The sequence below is a fragment of the Actinoplanes regularis genome, assembly GCF_900188005.1.
Classification (GTDB): domain Bacteria; phylum Actinomycetota; class Actinomycetes; order Mycobacteriales; family Micromonosporaceae; genus Actinoplanes; species Actinoplanes regularis.
Map to the genome: position 1 here is coordinate 122,796 of NZ_FZNR01000006.1, position 18,368 is coordinate 141,163.

16 protein-coding genes are annotated in these 18,368 nt (G+C 70.8%); 8 read left to right on the plus strand and 8 right to left on the minus strand.

The annotated features are described in order from the left end of the window. The first annotated feature begins 11 nt into the window (after positions 1–11). Positions 12–332, plus strand: a complete 321-nt coding sequence (locus CHC09_RS18200) for a hypothetical protein (protein ID WP_089294323.1) — start codon at positions 12–14, stop codon at positions 330–332. Next, positions 329–919 (plus strand): hypothetical protein, encoded by a 591-nt coding sequence (locus CHC09_RS18205; protein ID WP_089294324.1) that lies wholly within the window; start codon positions 329–331, stop codon positions 917–919. Before CHC09_RS18200 ends, CHC09_RS18205 begins: the two co-directional genes overlap by 4 nt. A 47-nt stretch (positions 920–966) precedes the next feature. On the opposite strand, the gene CHC09_RS18210 is transcribed toward CHC09_RS18205, so the two are convergent. Together CHC09_RS18210 and galT are read right to left on the minus strand one after the other, a co-directional pair. Next, complete coding sequence (locus tag CHC09_RS18210; RefSeq protein ID WP_143232406.1) at positions 967–1,962, minus strand: endonuclease/exonuclease/phosphatase family protein; 996 nt, start codon at positions 1,960–1,962, stop codon at positions 967–969. A gap of 113 nt (positions 1,963–2,075) precedes the next feature. After that, on the minus strand, positions 2,076–5,516 hold the full coding sequence (galT, locus tag CHC09_RS48710; RefSeq protein WP_307833939.1) for a galactose-1-phosphate uridylyltransferase: 3,441 nt from the start codon (positions 5,514–5,516) through the stop codon (positions 2,076–2,078). Between the two features lie 198 nt (positions 5,517–5,714). On the opposite strand from galT, the gene CHC09_RS18220 reads away from it, so the two are divergent. The 6 genes from CHC09_RS18220 (at position 5,715) to CHC09_RS18245 (ending at position 12,237) form a co-directional block, all read left to right on the plus strand. Further along, positions 5,715–7,025, plus strand: coding sequence for an ABC transporter substrate-binding protein (locus tag CHC09_RS18220; protein WP_089294326.1), 1,311 nt, complete (start codon positions 5,715–5,717; stop codon positions 7,023–7,025). A gap of 63 nt (positions 7,026–7,088) precedes the next feature. Next, entirely contained in the window at positions 7,089–8,057 is a 969-nt protein-coding gene (locus CHC09_RS18225) for a carbohydrate ABC transporter permease (RefSeq protein WP_089294327.1), read from the plus strand. Continuing rightward, the gene (locus CHC09_RS18230; RefSeq protein WP_089294328.1) at positions 8,054–8,881 is read left to right on the plus strand and encodes a carbohydrate ABC transporter permease; all 828 of its coding nucleotides are present in this window, start codon (positions 8,054–8,056) and stop codon (positions 8,879–8,881) included. The genes CHC09_RS18225 and CHC09_RS18230 overlap by 4 nt, the downstream gene beginning before the upstream one ends. A gap of 26 nt (positions 8,882–8,907) precedes the next feature. Then, a complete protein-coding gene (locus CHC09_RS18235) occupies positions 8,908–9,924 on the plus strand; it encodes a LacI family DNA-binding transcriptional regulator (protein ID WP_239138440.1) in 1,017 nt (338 codons plus the stop codon). A 79-nt stretch (positions 9,925–10,003) separates the two neighbouring features. Then, the gene (locus CHC09_RS18240; protein ID WP_089294330.1) at positions 10,004–11,080 is read left to right on the plus strand and encodes a glycoside hydrolase family 53 protein; all 1,077 of its coding nucleotides are present in this window, start codon (positions 10,004–10,006) and stop codon (positions 11,078–11,080) included. Between the two features lie 50 nt (positions 11,081–11,130). Next, positions 11,131–12,237: a glycoside hydrolase family 53 protein gene (locus CHC09_RS18245; protein ID WP_089294331.1), complete on the plus strand. Its 1,107-nt coding sequence runs from the start codon at positions 11,131–11,133 to the stop codon at positions 12,235–12,237. A gap of 96 nt (positions 12,238–12,333) precedes the next feature. Here CHC09_RS18245 and CHC09_RS18250 read toward each other — a convergent pair whose 3' ends face one another. The 6 genes from CHC09_RS18250 to CHC09_RS18275 form a co-directional block, all read right to left on the minus strand. Continuing rightward, the gene (locus tag CHC09_RS18250; RefSeq protein ID WP_239138439.1) at positions 12,334–13,386 is read right to left on the minus strand and encodes an HAAS signaling domain-containing protein; all 1,053 of its coding nucleotides are present in this window, start codon (positions 13,384–13,386) and stop codon (positions 12,334–12,336) included. After that, on the minus strand, positions 13,383–13,712 hold the full coding sequence (locus CHC09_RS18255; protein ID WP_089294332.1) for a PadR family transcriptional regulator: 330 nt from the start codon (positions 13,710–13,712) through the stop codon (positions 13,383–13,385). The genes CHC09_RS18250 and CHC09_RS18255 overlap by 4 nt, the downstream gene beginning before the upstream one ends. Positions 13,713–13,883: 171 nt before the next feature. Further along, the gene (locus tag CHC09_RS18260; RefSeq protein WP_089294333.1) at positions 13,884–16,112 is read right to left on the minus strand and encodes an MMPL family transporter; all 2,229 of its coding nucleotides are present in this window, start codon (positions 16,110–16,112) and stop codon (positions 13,884–13,886) included. 13 nt (positions 16,113–16,125) lie between these two features. After that, a complete protein-coding gene (locus tag CHC09_RS18265; protein ID WP_089294334.1) occupies positions 16,126–16,716 on the minus strand; it encodes a TetR/AcrR family transcriptional regulator in 591 nt (196 codons plus the stop codon). 410 nt (positions 16,717–17,126) lie between these two features. Then, positions 17,127–17,534, minus strand: coding sequence for a RidA family protein (locus tag CHC09_RS18270; RefSeq protein WP_089294335.1), 408 nt, complete (start codon positions 17,532–17,534; stop codon positions 17,127–17,129). Further along, complete coding sequence (locus tag CHC09_RS18275; protein WP_179277167.1) at positions 17,531–18,328, minus strand: NAD(P)-dependent oxidoreductase; 798 nt, start codon at positions 18,326–18,328, stop codon at positions 17,531–17,533. Before CHC09_RS18275 ends, CHC09_RS18270 begins: the two co-directional genes overlap by 4 nt. Positions 18,329–18,368 lie beyond the last annotated feature (40 nt).

Sequence of the window (18,368 nt, forward strand, 5' to 3'; positions counted from 1 at the left end):
GGGGCGTCACCATGACCGATCCGTACCGGGAGGAGACGCCGGACGGCTGGTCCGGCCGCGTGGAGCAGACCTGGGAGGTCGAGGAGGTCACCGACGGTTTGCGCCTGTTCGGCGACTGTCCGACCTGCCGTCATCCGAGCGAGACCCGGGTGTTGGTGGTGCGGACCGCGCCCGGGGCCCGGCCCGAGCCGGACCACAAGTCACTGGAGCTGACCCGGCCGGAGCCGGTGCTGGTGGTCTGCGAGTGCGCGGAGGAGCACGAGGGCCGCCCGGCCGGACGCACCGGATGTGGCCGCGCGGCCTACCTCCAACTGGTGACGGATCAGCCGTGATCAGACTGCGTGCGATGCCGGGCACGGTGACCGCCGTGGACCGGGAGTGGCAGGCCCGGGCGCGGCGGCTCACCCTCGACTCGATCTACGACGTGCGGGCGGTGGCCGGGCGCTGGGCGGCCACGATCGGGTCGCTGACCGGGCTGCTCAGCCTGGTGGCGCTGGTCGCCGGGCCGCGGGCGGTGGATCAGCTGCCGGTCGGCTGGCGGATCGTCACCGGGGTCTGCGTGCTGGCCGCGATCGGTTGCGCCGGGCTTGCGACGTGGTGGGCCGCGGAGGCGGCGCAGGGCAGCATCGGTTCGGCGCTCAGCACGTACGCCCAGGTCCGGGACCGGTTCCGCGAGCAGGAACGGACCGCCGTGGCGCTCCTTCGCCGGGCGCGGATCCTGGTCGTCGCCGCGATGTCCGCGCTGGTCCTGGGCATCGCCCTGACCTGGTTCGTGCCCAAGCCGGAGACCACCGAATACCTGCTGGTCCGGCGGGGATCCGCGGTGTCCTGCATCCCGTTGAAGGACGGCCTCGCCCTCTCCCTCGCGATTGACGCGGCCTCGACCGTCACCGTCGTCAAGCGCTGCCCGGCGGGCTGAGCGCCGCCGTGGGCCCGCCGGCTCTTCCGGCGGGCCCACGGGCGGTGTCAGCCGATGGAGACGGTGGCGGAACCGATGACGATGCGGTGGTCGGAGCAGGAGCCGGCGGGGTATTCGCTGGTCGCGGCGTTCCCGGCGCAGTCGGTGGAGATGCCCAGGGAGTCACCGCTGTAGCTGCCGACGATCCGGCTCTGGCGGGCGAAAATGTGGTCGATCTTGGTGAGGGTGGAGCCGCACGGGGTCGGGTTGTTGACGTTCGGCCTGGTGGCGGTCCACTCGCCGTAACCGAGGCAGTTGCCGGAGTCGTTGTCGTCCAGCTCGCGGTAGGCGCCGGTGTTGCCGGAGTTGTTCGGGACGTTGAGTGACGAGGAGTAGAAGCCGTTGAGCCGGCCGTAGTGCGGCTGGGCGTTGAGATCGCCGGCGAGCACCGCGGTGTGCCCGGAGTTGTTGAAGGCTTCGAGCTGGCCGAGCACGTCGGCGAGCTGATGCCCGCTGTACAGGTTGCCGTCGGCGTCCTTGGTCTGCTCGGCGGTGATGTGCGTGCCGCAGAAGTGCATCTTGGGCTGGGCGGTCGGGTTCACGCAGGTGAGCGAGTGGATCTCACCGGTGGTGTCCGAGGTGAGCGTCCAGCGCTGAGCGCCGTCCAGCGGGTACCGGCTGAAGATCGCGTTGCCGAACGGGCCCTTCGCGTCACCCGGGGCGCACGCTCCCTTGGGGGTGGCCGGGGTGAAGCGAGCGAAGTTTGTGCTGTCCTGCGGGTAGCCGAGCTCCCGCAGTTCGGCGATCAGCGCGTTGAACTGGGTCTGACAGATTTCGTTGAAGACGGCGAAGTCCGCGTCGCGGTTGACGATGGACCGGGCGGCGACGCCGATCATGCCGTTGGTGGTGCTGCCCGCGTTGATCTTCGCGCCGGCGACGTTCCACGTCCAGAAGTTGTAGGCGACGTTGACCGCCGCCGACGCCGGGCCGGCCGGAGCGGCCACGACACCGACGGCGAGCAGCAGCGTGGCCGCGACGCGCGTGGCCCATCCCTTGGTTCGCATGGAGATCTCCCCCGTAGAGTTCCGTTCGTATGGTTCGATATTCAAGATCATCCAACCACACGGGACCGCCGGCCCGGCGCCCGCGACGGAGGCGACCTGCGGCGGGATGCCGGTCAGGCGACTTCGCGGAGGCGGGCGGCGATCTTCTCCGGGGTGGTGTCGCTGATCCAGGCGGCCATCGCCGACTCGACGCCGGCCAGATACTTCAGCTTGCCGGGCGCGCGCAGGACACTGAACACCTGCAGATGCAGCCGGAACAGGTCGCGGCCCAGGTGGACCGGGGCCTGGTGCACCCCGGCGATGTAGGGCAGCGGCTCCGGCCCGGGGAAGTACCGGTCGAGCCGCCCGAGCACGTCCAGGTAGATCCGGGCCAGGTCGTCGCGTTCCGGGCCGGTCAGCGCGGGCAGGTCGGCGACGTCGCGGTGCGGGGCCAGGTGCACCTCGACCGGCCAGCGCGCCGCCGCCGGCACGTAGGCGGTCCAGTGTTCGGAAGCGGTCACGATGCGGCTCCCGGCGCGCCGCTCCGCGTCCAGGACGTCGCGGAACAGGTTGCCGCCGGTCCGGTCCCGGTGCCGTTCGGCCATCTCCAGCATCCGGGCGGCCTTCGGCGGCACGAACGGGAACGCGTAGATCTGGCCGTGCGGGTGCGGCAGGGTCACCCCGATCTCCTCGCCGCGGTTCTCGAAGACGAACACGTGCTCGATGCCGGGCTGTTCACCCAGTTCGCGGGTGCGGTCGGCCCAGGCTTCGATGACGGTCCGGGCGCGGTGCGGGGTGAGGCTGCCGAACGACCCCTTCGGGGCCGAGGAGAAGCAGACCACCTCGGTACGACCACCGGCCGGCCGCACCGGCCACAGCGGATCGCCGTCGACGTGCCCGTCGAGCAGGTCGTTGCGCGGGGAGAACGACGGGAACCGGTTCTCGAAGACGACCACGTCGTAGCCGGCCTCGGCGATCTCGGTCGGGAACCCGCCCGGCACGGTCGGGGCCAGCGGGTCCTGATCGGCCGGTGGCATGAAGGTGCGGTCGTTGCGGTGTGCCGCCATCGCGATCCACTCGCCGGTCAGCTGGTCGTACCGGAGCTGGGCACCGCCCTTGAGCACCTCCTCGGCCGGCGGGAGCGGCCGGGTGTCCTCGGCCCGCCGGGCGGCGGCGCCGGAGACGTACGGCTCGGTGTCGTCGAAGTAGATGATCTCCCGGCCGTCGGCCATCCGCCGGGACGTCTTGCGCACCCGGTGTTCCGGTGCGGGCTCGGTGGTGAGACTGCGCCCGGTCACCCGGATCGCGTCGATCGCCAGCAGCTGGGAGCCGGCGGCGACGAGGCGGTCACGGGCCTCCGGGGGCAGCGAGACCCGGGAGACCGTGGCCAGCGGCAACAGGTGCAGGGTGACCCGGGCGCCGCGGCGGTGTCCGGCGTCGGTCAGGTTGACCTGCCAGCGGGAGCCGTCCCAGAAGCGGTCGGTGACGGTGACACCGTCGACCCGCAGCTCACCGGCGTCACCGGCCCAGTCGATCTCCAGCAGCGCGTCGTGTTCCGGGTCGGCGGCCCACTCCGGCAGCTCCAGGTGGAAGACGGCGGCGTGCTGGTCGAACGCCGCCCGGACCGGGGCGGACACGCGCCCGTCGTGCTTGCCGTACTCGGCCGGGACGGCGGTGGCGGCGCGCAGCTCGGTGGCGGTGACGTCCACCCGCAGCGGGGCGCGGTCCGGTGTGATCGGCAGGTCGGCGAAGGCGCGGGCGGCCGGGTCGTACACCCGTACCGAGGCGATCGAAGCGGTCTTGAGCGTCAGCCGCCCGGTGGCGTCCCACTGCAGTTCGTCGTCGCTGAGCAGGAGCCGGCGGCCGGCCTCCTCGCTGACCCAGACGGACCCGGCGGTCCCGGCCGGGAGCGTGAGGATGTCCAGGACGCCGGTTTCGGTCTCGACCCGCAGCGGCTCGAGGCCGGGGGTGAGCTCCCGGACGACCACCGAGCCCTGATCGAAAACGGCCAGCTCGGGCGGGATTCCGGCCTCGGCGAGCAGCACCAGGGTGGGCACCGCGCCGGGCAGCAGGGTGAGCGCGGAGGCGGTGGCCCAGGGCAGGCGGACGCCGCCCGCGGTCAGGTTGACCGGCCAGCGGGCCAGCGTGCCGGCCGGGATGTCCACCGGCCGGGAGGGGAACTCCAGCTCGCCGTCGTCGAGGACGACCTTGAAGCGGGCGCCGCGGTAGGTGTCCAGCGGGAAGTGCGGCTGGTGCCAGGCGATGAAGAGGAAGCCGCTGCGGCCGTCACTGCGCAGCGCCCAGCGCAGGGTCCGGCCGTCCTCGACACCGTTCGGGCGTACGTCGGGCAGGCTGGACGGCATCTCGGCCAGCTTCGCGCCGAAGGCGGCCAGGAAGATGTGCTGGCGGCGCAGCTCGGCGTGGCTCGGGGCGAGCGCGCCGGCCTCGCCGATCGGGGCGTGGAAGTCGTAGCCCAGGCGCGGCAGGTCGTTGGGGTAACCGGTGGCGTGTGATTCCTGCATGCCCCCTGAATCCCCCATGTCGGTGCCGACCGGATTCGTGCCGCCGGCGTACATGTAGTAGCCCTGCCAGGCCGACCCGTTGCCGATCTTGCAGTGCGCGATGGTGGCGACGTCGAGCGCGGACGGGCGCGGCCGGCGGTGGTACGCGGTGGCCATCCCTCCGGCGAGTTCACAGGTCGCGGCCGGGAAGAGCTCGGACGGGGTGCGCGGACCGCCCTTGGCCGCCTCGATGTTCTGCGCCCGCCGCACGTCGGCGCCGATACCCGGGTCGTCCCAGACGTGCGAGAAGAAGTAGTGGTCGCGGAAGTTCGGCGCCCACGGCGCGTCGGAGTCGACCCAGAAGCCGTCACCGTAGCCGCCGTAGAGCGGGAGGACCTCCTCCTCGGGCAGTTCGGCGCTGTCCCAGGCGGTGGCGGTCCAGATCGGCGCGGACATCCCGGCCGCGCGGGCCATCCGTTTGAGCGTGCGCAGGTGCTCGGGCTGGGTGTACAGCTCGTTCTCGAGCTGGATCCCGAGGACCGTGGCGAATCGGTCGCCGACCGCGGCCCCGATCGCGGCGAACCACTCCTCGACCAGGCGCAGGTAGCCGGGGTCGTCGGTGCGGTGCCGGACCGGGGCGTTCCGCACCCAGTCGGGGAAGCCGCCGTTGCGGCTCTCGGCGTGCACCCAGGGGCCGAGGCGCAGCACGACGTCGAGGCCGGTCTCGACGGCCAGGTCGACGAAGGCGGCCACGTCCAGGTTGCCGTCGAAGCGGTACTCGCCGGGGGCCGGCGAGTGGTGCAGCCAGAAGAGGTAGCTGGCCACCACGGTGACGCCGCCCGCCTTCATCTGCCGCAGGCGCTCCGCCCAGCGGTGCCGGGGCACCCGGCTGTAGTGCAGCTCGCCGGAGACCGGGATGACCGGCGCGCCGTCCTTGATCAGGTACCGGTTGGTCAGGGACACGCCCGGCCGGACGTCCTCGTCGTTGCTCATCCGCGGCCGGGTCAGCGGTGTCGCCCACCCGGTGTGGCGAACGGAGAGCGGCTCGGGCCACGTCAATGGGTCAGTGGGCACGAGAACCCCTCCTCTGGCATTTGGCTGTAACCGGTCACAGCCCGGCGAGCCCGAACGATACACAGGCGTAACGGGGAGGAAGCAAGGGCTTGACACATCGCCGTAACAGCAGCACTGTAACCGGTCACAGGCACCGACCTGACTCTGAGCCCGATCCCCCGCCTTCTCTTCCCGATCAAATGCGATCAAGGAGAATCGATGTATAAAAAGCTCGCCCCTGTGCTGGCGACCCTCACCGCCGCCGCGCTCTTCACCTCAGCGTGCAGCAGTTCCGGCGACAAATCCGACGATGCCGCCACCAGCACCGAGAAGGTCGCGCTGACCTACTGGAGCTGGGCGCCGAACATGGACAAGGTCGTCGAGGGCTGGAACTCCACGCACCCGAACATCCAGGTCACGGTCAACAAGCAGGACGGCGGCGACCCGGCCGTCACCAAGCTGCTGACCGCGATCAAGGCCGGCTCCGGCGCCCCCGACGTGATGCAGGCCGAGTACCAGAAGATCCCGACCCTGGTCTCCGCCGACGCCCTGGCCGACATCGGCAAGGAGGCCGGCTCGCTCAAGGACAAGTTCCCGGCCGCCGCCTGGAACGCCGTGACCCTGGGCTCCGAGGCCGTCTACGGCGTCCCGCAGGACTCCGGCCCGCTGATGTTCTTCTACCGCTCGGACATCTTCGAGAAGAACAAGCTGCAGGCCCCGAAGACCTGGGACGACTACGCCGCCGCGGCCGCGACGATCCACAAGGCGAACCCGAAGCAGTACCTCGGCACGTTCTCGGCGAGCGACGCGGGCCTGTTCGCCGGTCTCGCCCAGCAGGCCGGGGCGTCCTGGTGGGGCGTGAACGGCGACTCGTGGACCGTCAACATCAACGACGCCGCGACCCAGAAGGTCGCCGGGTACTGGGGCGGCCTGGTCGAGAAGGGCGTCATCGACAACAAGCCGATGTACACCCCGGAGTGGAACGCCGCGCTCAACGACGGCACGCAGGTCGGCTGGGTCTCCGCGGTCTGGGCGCCGGGCGTGCTCGAGGGCAGCGCCAAGGACACCAAGGGCAAGTGGAAGGCCGCCGCGATGCCGCAGTGGGACGCCGCCGGCCCGGCGACCGGTAACTGGGGCGGCTCGGCGACCAGCGTCACCTCGCAGAGCAAGCACCCGAAGCAGGCCGCCGAGTTCGTCGCGTGGCTCAACAGCGACCCGGCGGCCCTCAAGCTGCTGGCCGGCACCGCGAACGTCTACCCGGCCGCGAACGACGCCACCAGCGTGCTGACCACGCCGCCCGCGTTCTTCGCCGACCAGGCCGACTTCTACACCATCGCCGCGGAGGCCGCGAAGGTCACCAAGCCGTTCACCTACGGCCCGAACGTGAACGTCGCGTACAGCGCGTTCAACGACGCCTTCGGCAAGGCCGCCGAGTCGAAGAAGGCCGCCGCCTTCACCGAGTCGCTCGTGACCATGCAGAAGGCGACCGTGGACGACATGAAGAACAGCGGTTTCACCGTCGCCGGATGACCTGCACCGGGCGGGACGCCGTCTCCAGCGTCTCGCCCGGTCCCTCCCAGGAAGGTTTCGGCGATGACGCTGACCACCACCAGACCCAGTTCCACCGCCGCGCCGGTCGCTCGAAAGCCCGCGCCGTCCCGGCGCGCCCGCGTCCCGTACGCCTTCCTCGCCCCCGGTCTGCTGCTCTTCACGCTCTTCCTGGCCGCGCCGATCGTCTACGCCGGCTACCTGAGCCTGCGCAAGGTGAAGGTCAGCGGCCTCGGCCTGGGCTCCAAGTCCCGCACCGAGGTGTGGGCCGGGCTGAGCAACTACACCCGGTCGATGACCGACCCGGAGTGGCTGCCCAGCGTCTACCGGATCCTGGGCTACGGCCTGGTCGTCGTCCCGGCCATGCTCGGCCTGGCGCTGCTGATGGCCCTGCTGCTGGACGCCGGGCGCACCCGGCCCGGGTTCAGCGGCTTCGCCCGGATCTCGATCTTCCTGCCGTACGCGGTGCCGGCCGTGGTCGCCTCGCTGCTCTGGGGCTTCCTCTACCTGCCCCGGGTCAGCCCGTTCGTCTACACCCTGGACAAGCTCGGGATCCACGCGCCCGAACTGCTCTCCTCGTCCTGGGTGCTGTACGCGGTGGCGAACGTCGCGGTCTGGGGCGGCACCGGTTTCAACATGATCGTCCTCTACACCGCGCTGCGAGCCGTGCCGACCAGCCTGTACGAGTCGGCCCGGATCGACGGCGCCTCCGAACTGGCGATCGCGTGGCGCATCAAGATCCCGATCGTGCTGCCGTCACTGATCATGACGTTCGTCTTCTCGATGATCGCGACGCTGCAGGTCTTCGCCGAACCGATGACGCTCAAGCCGCTGAGCAACACGATCTCGTTCACCTGGACGCCCCTGATGAAGGTCTACCGGGACGCGTTCGTCCGCAACGACATCTACGCCGCGGCCGCAACCTCGGTGGTCATCGCGGTGGCCACGTTCGTCCTGTCCTTCGGCTTCCTCAAGCTCGTCGGCCGTCGCGCGTTCAACCAGGAAGAGTCATGAGAACCAGCAAGACCGCTACGACACTGCTGCTGCTGGGCGCGGCGTACTGCCTGTTCCCGGTGATCTGGGTGCTGATCGCGTCGAGCAAGAGCAGCGGCGAGCTCTTCTCCACGTTCACCCTCGCCCCGAGCACCCACCTGTTCGACAACCTCGCCGACCTGAGCGGCTACCGGGACGGCCTGTACTGGCGCTGGATGGCGAACACCGCGCTCTACGCCGGTGTCGGCGCGGCCGTCTCCACGTTCATCTCCGCGATGAGCGGGTACGCCCTGGCCAAGTTCGAATTCCCCGGCAAGGGCTTCGTCTTCAACGTGATCCTGGCCGGCGTCCTGGTGCCCGGCGTCATCCTGGCCATCCCGCAGTACCTGCTGCTGGCGAAGGTCGGGCTGACCAACACCTACTGGGCGGTGCTGCTGCCCAGCTTCATCAGCCCGTACGGCATCTACCTGGCCCGGATCTTCGCCGCGGCCGCGGTGCCCGGCGAGATCCTGGAGGCGTCCCGGATCGACGGGGCGGGCGACTGGCGGACCTTCGCCCGGGTGGTCCTGCCGATGATGCGCACCGGCCTGGTCACGGTGTTCCTGTTCCAGTTCGTGGCGATCTGGAACAACTTCATGCTGCCGTACATCATGCTCGGCAACGACAAGCTCTACCCGCTGACGGTGGGCCTCAACGGCCTGCTCAACCAGGGCGCGAGCCAGCCGTCGATGTACACGGCGGTGGTGACCGGCGCGCTGGTGTCGATCATCCCGCTGATCGCCCTCTTCCTCACGCTCCAGCGGTACTGGCAGGTCGACCTGGCCGCCGGTGGCGTCAAGGCGTAGGGGCGGTGGAGACTATGATCCCGAACGTGTCGCGCAAACGCCCCACCATCCGCGATGTCGCTCGCGAGGCCGGGGTGTCGTATGCAACCGTCTCGCGGGTTCTCAACGGGCGCGACTGGGTGAGCCCGGAGGCCGTGCGCGCGGTCCAGGACGCCATCTCCCGGACCGGCTACACCACCAACCAGCACGCCCGGTCCCTGGCGACCGGGCGCTCCGGCTCGATCGCGTTCCTGCTCACCGAGCCGCAGCACCTGCTCTTCGAGGACCCGAACTTCTCGGTGCTGCTGCGCGGTGTCGCTCAGGCGCTCTCCGACCGGCAGCTGACCCTGATCCTGATGATCGCCTCCACCCCCGAGGAACGCAGCCGGACGATCGCGTACCTCAACGGCGGCCACGTCGACGGGGTGCTGCTGGTCTCCCCGCACTCCGGTGACCCGCTGCTGAAGCAGCTGGTGCAGGCGCAGGTCCCGATCGTGGCGTGCGGGCAGGTGCTCGGCTTCGAGGCCGCGATCAGCTCGGTGTCGGCCGACGACCTGGGCGGTGGCCGGAGCGCGGTGGAGCATCTGCTGGCCGCGGGCTGCCGGCGGATCGCCACGATCACCGGGCCGCAGGACACCTTCGGTGGGGTGTTCCGGCTGCGCGGCTACACCGACGCGCTCACCACCCACGGCCTCGCGGTCGATCCCGCGTACGTCGTGCACGGCGACTGGAGCCGGGAGAGCGGCGCGGCCGGGATGCGTACGCTGCTGGAACGGGTCCCGGACGTGGACGGCGTCTTCGCGGCCTCGGACGCGATGGCCGCCGCCACCCTGCCGGTGCTGCGCGAGGCCGGCCGGGAGGTGCCGGGTGACGTGCGGGTCGTCGGCTTCGACGACTCGGGTCTCGCGGCCACCACCGATCCACCGCTCACCACGGTGCGGCATCCGCTGGAACGCATCAGCGAGGAGATGGTCCGGCTCCTCGTGGACGTGATCAACGGCCGTACGCCGCTCTCCATCACCGTTCCCACCAGCCTCGTCCTGCGGGCCTCCTCCCCCGCCTGATCCTGATCGGCCCCTTCCTGGGGCGATTTCACCGTGCAACGTCCCTTTTGTCGACAATGGACTGTCTTCAAGGAGCGTCATGAAAATCGCTGTTGCCCTGGCCGCCACCGCTCTCCTGCTGGTGCCGGCCGCCCCCGCGCAGGCCCATCCCCGGCTGTCGATGCTCGGCGCGGACGTGTCCACCCTCCCTCGCGCCCTCGACCTCGGCGCGAAGTTCTACGACGTCCGCGGCCACCGCGCCGACCCCTACGAGATCCTGAAGAAGGCCGGCGTCAACTACGTCCGGCTGCGCATCTGGAACGACCCGACCAGCGGTTACAACAACAAGACCGAGGTCGTGCGGCAGGCGCGCGAGGCCAAGCGGCACGGGCTCAAGGTGCTGATCGACTTCCACTACTCGGACACCTGGGCCGACCCGGGCAAGCAGTTCACCCCGGCGGCGTGGGCCGGCCACGACCTGGCCCAACTGGCGCGGGACGTCTACGACTTCACCTACGACGTGTGCCGCGCGACCGGCCCGGACAGCGTGCAGATCGGCAACGAGATCAACACCGGCATGCTGTGGCCCAGGGGGCAGGTCACCAACAGCGACTTCGCGCCGCTCGCGTCGCTGCTCAAGGCCGGCTACGACGCCGCCAAGGCCTGCTCGCGCAAGACCCAGGTCATCATCCACACCGCGAACGCCGGCAGCATCGGCGCCGCGCACTGGTTCTACGACGGGATCGCCGCGCAGGGCGTGAAGTGGGACATCACCGCGCTCTCCTACTACTGCATGTGGCACGGCGACCTGACCAACCTGGCGACCGTGCTCACCGACGTCCAGGCGCGCTACGGCAAGCCCACGGTGATCGCCGAGACGGCCTACCCGTACACCACGGACAACTACGACCACCTGGAGAACATCATCACCTCGGCCGCGCCGTGCGACGGGATCCCCGCGTCGCCGCAGGGCCAGGCGACCGAGTTCACGCAGGTGCAGGATGTCGCCCGGGCCTCCGGGGCGCTCGGCGTCTTCTACTGGGAGCCCACCTGGACCGCGATCGACGGCAACGGGTGGGACACCGAGGACCTCGAGAACTCCGGCAACGCCTGGGAGAACATGGCGACCTTCGACGACACGGGCCGGATCAACCCGTACATCGTCTGGCGTCGCTGAGGTTTCACGGGGGATCCACCACCCCTTCTCCTCCCCCCTTAAGGAGAGCAATGAAAACATCCCTACGTGCCCTCATCGGGTCCGCGGTCGCCGCGGTCACGCTGCTGGCACTCAACCCCGCACCCGCACAGGCCGCCTCGCTCACCATGCTCGGCGCCGACGTGTCGACGCTGCAGCGCACCCTCGACCTGGGCGGCAAGTACTACACCGCGTCCGGGACCCAGGCGGACCCGTACGACATCCTCGCCGGCGCCGGCGCCAACTACATGCGCCTGCGGGTCTGGAACAACCCGGCCAGCGGCTACAACAACAAGGCCAAGGTGCTCCAGCAGGCGAAGGCGATCAAGGCCAAGGGCCTGAAGCTCCTGATCGACTTCCACTACTCGGACACCTGGGCCGACCCGGGCAAGCAGTACCCACCGGCGGCCTGGAGCTCGCACAGCCTCACGCAGTTGCAGACCGACGTCTACAACTACACGTACGACGTGTGCACCGCGCTCAAGTCGCAGGGCACCACCCCGGACAGCGTGCAGATCGGCAACGAGATCAACGTCGGCATGCTGTGGCCCAAGGGGCAGGTCACCAACAGCAACTTCGCGCCGCTGGCGAGCCTGCTCAAGCAGGGCTACAACGCGACCAAAGCCTGCAACAGCGGCACCCAGGTCATGATCCACACGGCGGACGCGGACAGCGACGCGAACGCCCGCTGGTTCTACGACGGCATCAAGGCGCAGGGTGTCACCTGGGACATCACCGCGCTCTCCTACTACTGCATGTGGCACGGCACGCTGGCGAACCTGTACAACGTGATCGCCGACGTGAAATCCCGCTACGGCAAGCCGGTCGTGATCGTCGAGACCGCGTACATGTACACCACGGCCAACGCCGACGGCCAGTCGAACTCGATCCCCGGCACCACGACCTGCGACGGCCAGGCCGCGACGAAGGCCGGCCAGGGCACCGAGTTCACCTGGATCCAGAACACGGCCCGGAACGCGGGTGCCGTCGGCGTCTTCTACTGGGAACCGACCTGGTACGCCATCGCCGGCAACGGCTGGGACCCGGCGAACATCAACGGCACCGGAGACGGCTGGGACAACATGGCCACCTTCGACGCCTCCGGCAAGTTCAACTCCTATGTGAAGTGGACCGCCTGACCCTGTTCCGTCCCCGGTAGGGCCGGCCCGGCGTTTCCCCGAGCGCCGGGCCGGCGCCATTCCTGACGCCGGCCCGGAACCCGTGAGCGCGGCGCTCTATCGAGACGGAGACGCGGAGGGCGACGGAGCCGACGAGCGGGCCGGCGCCGGGGCGGAGACGGACGCCGAAGGCGAGACCGCACCACCCGCCGGGCGCTCCGAAGCCGATGCGGCCGGAACAGCGGCGGACGCCGGGACGGAGGAATCCGGGGAGGGGGTCACGTCGTCGGTCGGGGACGGGGGCGGGGAGCGGAACGGGTTGACCTGCGGACAGTGCGGATAGCCGCGCTGCCAACTCGTCCACGAATCACCGGTCCGCTGGTCGACACAGTACTGACTGCCGAGTCGCAGGGGCGCGCCGTTCTGGTCGTAGAGCAGGGCGTCCTCGACGAGGCGGCCCTGGGAGTCGTAGACGAAGACGTCCTGCACGCTGTCGTACGGACTGCCGCCGCTGTAGGTGGCATCCATGTACGGCGTGCTCCGCGAGCTGCTGTCGGCGCCGGCGAACCCGGCCAGCGCGAGCAGGACCAGCACGGCGGTCCCGGACCAGAGGGCGTACCGCGGCCAGGGCTTGTCGGGCAGCTCCCGGCGGCCGAACCAGATCGAGGCGACGACGCACCCGGCCAGCAGGGCCAGGGCCACCAGCACGCTGTCGCCGATCCTGGGCAGCAGGCCGACCGGCCCGGATCCGCCGTCGAGCAGGTGCGCCAGCACCATGGCGACCAGGTAGCCCCGCAGCACCCACCAGGCCGGGCGCAGCAGGACCAGGAACTCGCTCGCCCGCTCGTAACCGAGGACCGGGCCGACACGGACGTCGACGGCCCGCAGCCACCGCAGGACCCGCTCACGCACCTCGTCGGGGCGTACCCAGGGCGACATATCCTTCGGCGACTCGGTGGCGAGACCGGCCGCGGCGAGCAGTTCGGCCGCGTACGCCGAGGGTGCCCCGAGCCGCTCGACCAGCGTGCCGTTGCCCTCGGCGAGAACCTCGGCCAGGTGCTCCGGAAGGTCGTCGAGCAGCTCCTCACGGGTGGCCTCGGGCAGGCCGCCGAGCGCCAGGCGCACCTCGGCGACGTAGCCGGTGATCTCGTCCTCTGCGATGTCGTTCACGCGGTCCCCCGGTCGCGAAGCAGATCGTCCATGATCGACGCGAAGCCGCGCCAGGTCTTCCCGTTGCGTTCCAGTTCGGCCCGGCCGGCGGCGTTCAGCGCGTAGTACTTGCGGTGCGGGCCCTCGTCGCTGGGCACCACATACGTGTTCAGGAAGCCGTTGGCGAAGAGCCGGCGCAGTGTGCCGTAAACCGAGGCGTCGCCGACGTCCTGCAGGCCGGCTGCCCGGAGCCGGCGCAGGATGTCGTAGCCGTAACCGTCGCCCTCGCGCAGCACGGCGAGGACGGCCAGATCCAGCACGCCCTTGAGGAGCTGGGTCGTATCCACGCACGGCACACTACTGCGCTATCCGAAGTACCGTCAACGCCGCGATACCGCACGATCCGATGTGGGCTGTGAACGCGGGCGAAGGGCACCGTTCGTACCCCGGAAAAGGGGTTCGCGACGGCGAACGGAAACGGGCGGCGCCGCGGAAGCGGCACCGCCCGTTGTCTCGGGTCAGACGGACGCGGAACGCGTCTCGTCCGCAGCGGAGCCGGCGGCGGACGGCTCGACGACCGGAGCGGACGGCTCGGCCGGGACGGCGGATGCCTTACGCTCCAGCGCCGCACCCTCGACGTCGAGCTCCGGCAGCCACCGCAGCCAGCTCGGCAGCCACCACGCCGACCGGCCCAGCAGCGCGAGCGCCGCCGGAACCGCGATCATGCGGATCACGAACGCGTCGAACGCGATGCCCACCGCGAGGGCGAACGCGATCGGCTTGACCGTGTCGTTGCCCTCGGGAACGAACGCGGCGAAGACCGCGAACATGATCGTCGCGGCGGCGAGCACGACCGGGGCGGCCTGCCGGAAACCGGTGACGATCGCGTCGCGCGGCGACGCGCCGTGGGCGTGCGCCTCGTGCATCCGGGACACCAGGAACACCTGGTAGTCCATGGCCAGGCCGAAGAGGATGCCGACGATGATGATCGGCGCGAGGCTGATGATCGGACCGGTGGAGCCGGCGTTGACCACGTCGGCGAGCCAGCCCCACTGGAAGACCGCGACCGTGGCGCCGAACGCCGAGCCGATGGTGAGCAGGAAGCCGAGCACGCCGACGACCGGCACGAGCAGCGACCGGAACACCAGCACCAGCAGCACGAACGCCAGGCCGACGACGAGCGCGAGGTAGACCGGGAGCGCGTCGTTGAGCTTCTGCGAAACGTCGATGCTGATCGCGGTCTGGCCGGTGACATACACCTTGGCGCCGTCACTGTCGGCGATCTTGTCGCGGATGCCGTGCACCAGGTCGACGGTCTTCTGGTCCTCCGCGCCGGAGGCCGGGATGACGGTGATCAGGGCGGCGGACCCGCTCTGGGCGGGCTGGGCCGGGGTGGCCAGCGCGACGCCGGGCAGCGTGGCGATCTGCTGCTGCACGGTGGTCGCGTACGCCACCGCGTTCGGCCCGTCGACCAGGATCAGCAGCGGCGCGCTGACGCCGGGGCCGAACCGCGCTTCGATGAGGGCGTCGGCCTTGGCCTGGGTGCTGCCCTCGGCCGAGCGCTGCGCCAGGGTGGTCTGCATCTTGAAGAACGGCAGCGCGATCACGCCGAGCGCGACCAGCGCGACCAGCAGGCTGGCGACGGGCCGACGGGTGACCGTGTGCGCCCAGCCGCGGATGAAGCCGCGCCCCTCGGTGACGGTGTCGTCGGCGGGCGGGGCGTCGCGCAGCTTGCGCGGCAGCGCCTTCCGGCCGATGAACCCGAGGATCGCCGGGACCAGGGTGATCGCGACGAGCACGGCGACGACGATGGTGGCCGAGGCGGCCAGGCCCATCTCGGTGAGGAACGGGATGCCGACGACGGAGAGGCCGGCGAGGGCGATGACCACGGTCAGGCCGGCCGTCACGACCGCCGAGCCGGCGGTGCCCACCGCGTACGCCGCGGCGGACTCGACGTCCTTGCCGGCGCGCAACTCGTGCCGGAACCGGGTGACGATGAAGAGCGCGTAGTCGATGCCGACCGCCAGGCCCAGCATCACCGCCAGGATCGGGGTGGTCGACTGCAGCTGGACGAAGCCGGAGAGGGTGGTGATGCCGGCGACGCCGATGCCGACCCCGACGATCGCGGTCAGCAGGTTCATCCCGGCGGCCACCAGCGAGCCGTAGCTGAGGGCGAGGACGATCAGGGCGACCACGACGCCGATGAGCTCGGAGGCGCCGCCGACGTCGGCCGGGTTGCTCAGCGCCTCACCGCGGGCCTCCACGGTCAGCCCGCCCTGGCGGGCCTGGGCGAGCGCCTCGGTGATCGCGGCGCGCTCCTCGTCGGTCACCTCGGACGGCTGCACGCCGTAGGTGACCGTGGTCAGCGCCGTGCTCAGGTCCCGCGACACCGCCGGGCTCCGCTGGTCGAACGGGTCGCTCGCCACCGCGACGCCGGGCAGCTTGCCGAACGTGGCGACGGACTGCGCGACCTGCCCGGCGAGCGCCGGGTCGGTGATCTTCTGACCGGCCGGCGCCTCGAACACGACCTGCACCCGCGCGCCGGCGGACGCGTCCCCGAACTGATCCTTCATCAGGTCGAGCGCGGTGGTGGACTCCTGGCCGGGAATGCGGAACGTGTTGACGGTCTCGCCGGAGAGCTTGACCGCACCGAAGGCCACGGCCAGCAGGGCGAGCAGCCAGACGACCGTGACGATGATGCGATGCCGGACGGCACCGAGGCCGAGGCGATGCAGCAGCGTTGCCATAGGGGTCCCTTGTTCAGTGAGTGGGTGGATGGCCGAGCGCGTCATAGGCGACGTCGACAAGGGTGTTGACCGAATCAGGGGTGAAACAGTCGCGCAGGGCGACGCCGGCCACCGCCAGCGCGCCGAGCGCGCCGACGACCCGGATCGCCCGTCGCGGATCGGCGACCGGACCGGCGCCGAAGGTGGTGCCGCTGAACGGCTCGTCACCGAAGGCGGCGGCCACCTCGTCACCGATCACCCGCAGCGCCGCGCCGACCTCGCTCTCCCCCTCGGCGAGCAGACAGGAGAGCAGCAACGCGACGGCGCCGGGCTGCCCGACGGCGAGCCGGGCCACCCCGGTGATCACCGACCGGTCGCGCTCCGCTCCGGGCGGCAGGTTCGCGGCGAGCGCGGCGACCTCCCGGATCTGCCGTACACAGCGCTCGACGACCGCCTCCTGCAGCGCCTCCTTGGTGGGGAAGCGGTGCAGCAGGCCGGTCTTGGAGTAGCCCACCGCGTCGGCGATGCGCTGCACCGACGTCTCCTTGAAGCCGTGCCGGGCGAACAGCGTGGCGGCGGCGTCGAGGATCTCGTCGTCGATCTGCTGCTTGGTGGGGCGGGGCATGGGACCACCGTAGACCTTTCTGGACCAGATTGGTCCGTCGGGGACCGTGGCGGTCCCCACACATCATCGGAGTTTGAATCCTCGCAAAAACGCTGCAACACCACGCGCACCCGACCGGCACCCGAGTCACACCCAGCGGCGCCCATCCGGCTGCCGTGGATTCCCGCCCCCACCGGCCGCGGACGGCACCGCGCGGGGGCCGGGTGGTCGCCGCCCCGAACGCCGCACCCGGCTCACCACGAAAGACCACGTCCGGTCCGGGTAGCCGGTGCTCCTTGTCAACCCTTTCCGCCGGTACGACCTACGGGGCACCGTGGCCAGGCTACGGGCCGAGCCCCGTGCCGATCCCGCGCGACGTCCGCGCCCCTTGCGGACCACAACGCGCCACCGGCCCCGGTCTACTTTCCGGATCAGGTGGCCGGGACCGCGGCGGTCACCTCCACCTCCAGGGTCAGGCCGGGCAGGAACAGGGCGCTGACCTGGACCGTCGTACTCGCGGGAGGATCGGCGGGAAAGACCCGGCGGCGAACCGTCGCGTAGGCCGGCAGGTCGGCCATGTCCAGCAGGTACGTCCGGACGTGCAGGACGTCGCGGAAAGTGGCGCCGTGGGCGGCGAGCAGCCCACCGATGATCTCGAAGATCCGGGTGCTCTGCGCCCCGGTGTCCCCGGGCGCGACGACCGCGCCATCGTCGTCGACCGCGACCTGTCCGGAGAGGGTGAGCAGCGCCCCGCCGGGCAGGTCAAGGCGGGCGACGTTGGCGAACCGGTCCGCGTACGGGGCGGCGACGGTCTCCGGGTTGTCCAGGGTGAGCTTCATCGATCCTCCAGGTTGATCAGCGCGGCCAGGTCCGCGGACTGTTCGGGTACGGCCCGCAGCAACCGCAGCGTGGCGGCGACGACCGGGGTGTCGGCGTGGGTGAGCCGCAGATCCTTGACGGCGAGCGCGACGGGGAAGTCCGCCGTGGTGCTGGCCGCCCGGCGGAGCGCCGTCCCCAGCGGGCCGCTCGCCAGCAGGTCGAGCGCCAGTTCACGCTCGACGCCGAGGCCGGCGGCGAGGGCGAGGGTGTCGTGCAGGCCGCCGAGGGCGGTGAGCATGGCGGTGTTCTGCATCAGCTTGACCGCCGACCCGGATCCGGCCCGCCCGCATCGGCGCACGGTACCGAGCTCTTTCAGCACCGGCTCGGCCCGCTCCACCGCGTCCGGCTCGCCGCCGGCGAACAGGGCGAGGGTCCCCGCGGCCGCCGCGTCGACGCTCCCGCCGACCGGGGCGTCCACGAAGTACACCCCGACCGGCAGCCGCTCCGCGATCGCCGCCGTCTCCGCCGGGCTGATCGTGGACATCTGCACCAGCACCGTCCCGGGTCGCAGCGCGGCCGCGGCACCACCGTCGAACAGCACCGCGCTGACCGCGGGGCCGTCGGTGAGCATGGTGATCACGACCTCCGCCGCGGCGACCGCGGCCGCCGGGGTGTCCGCCACGGTCGCCGGGACAGCGGGCGCGGAGGCGGTCCGGGTGCGGTTCCAGACCGTGACCTGATGACCGGTGGCGAGCAGCCGGGCGGCCAGCGCGCTGCCCATTCGGCCGGTGCCGAGCACCGCGATGTTCGTCATGACCTTGAAACTAGGTGAGCCGAAGGCATGCGACCAACGA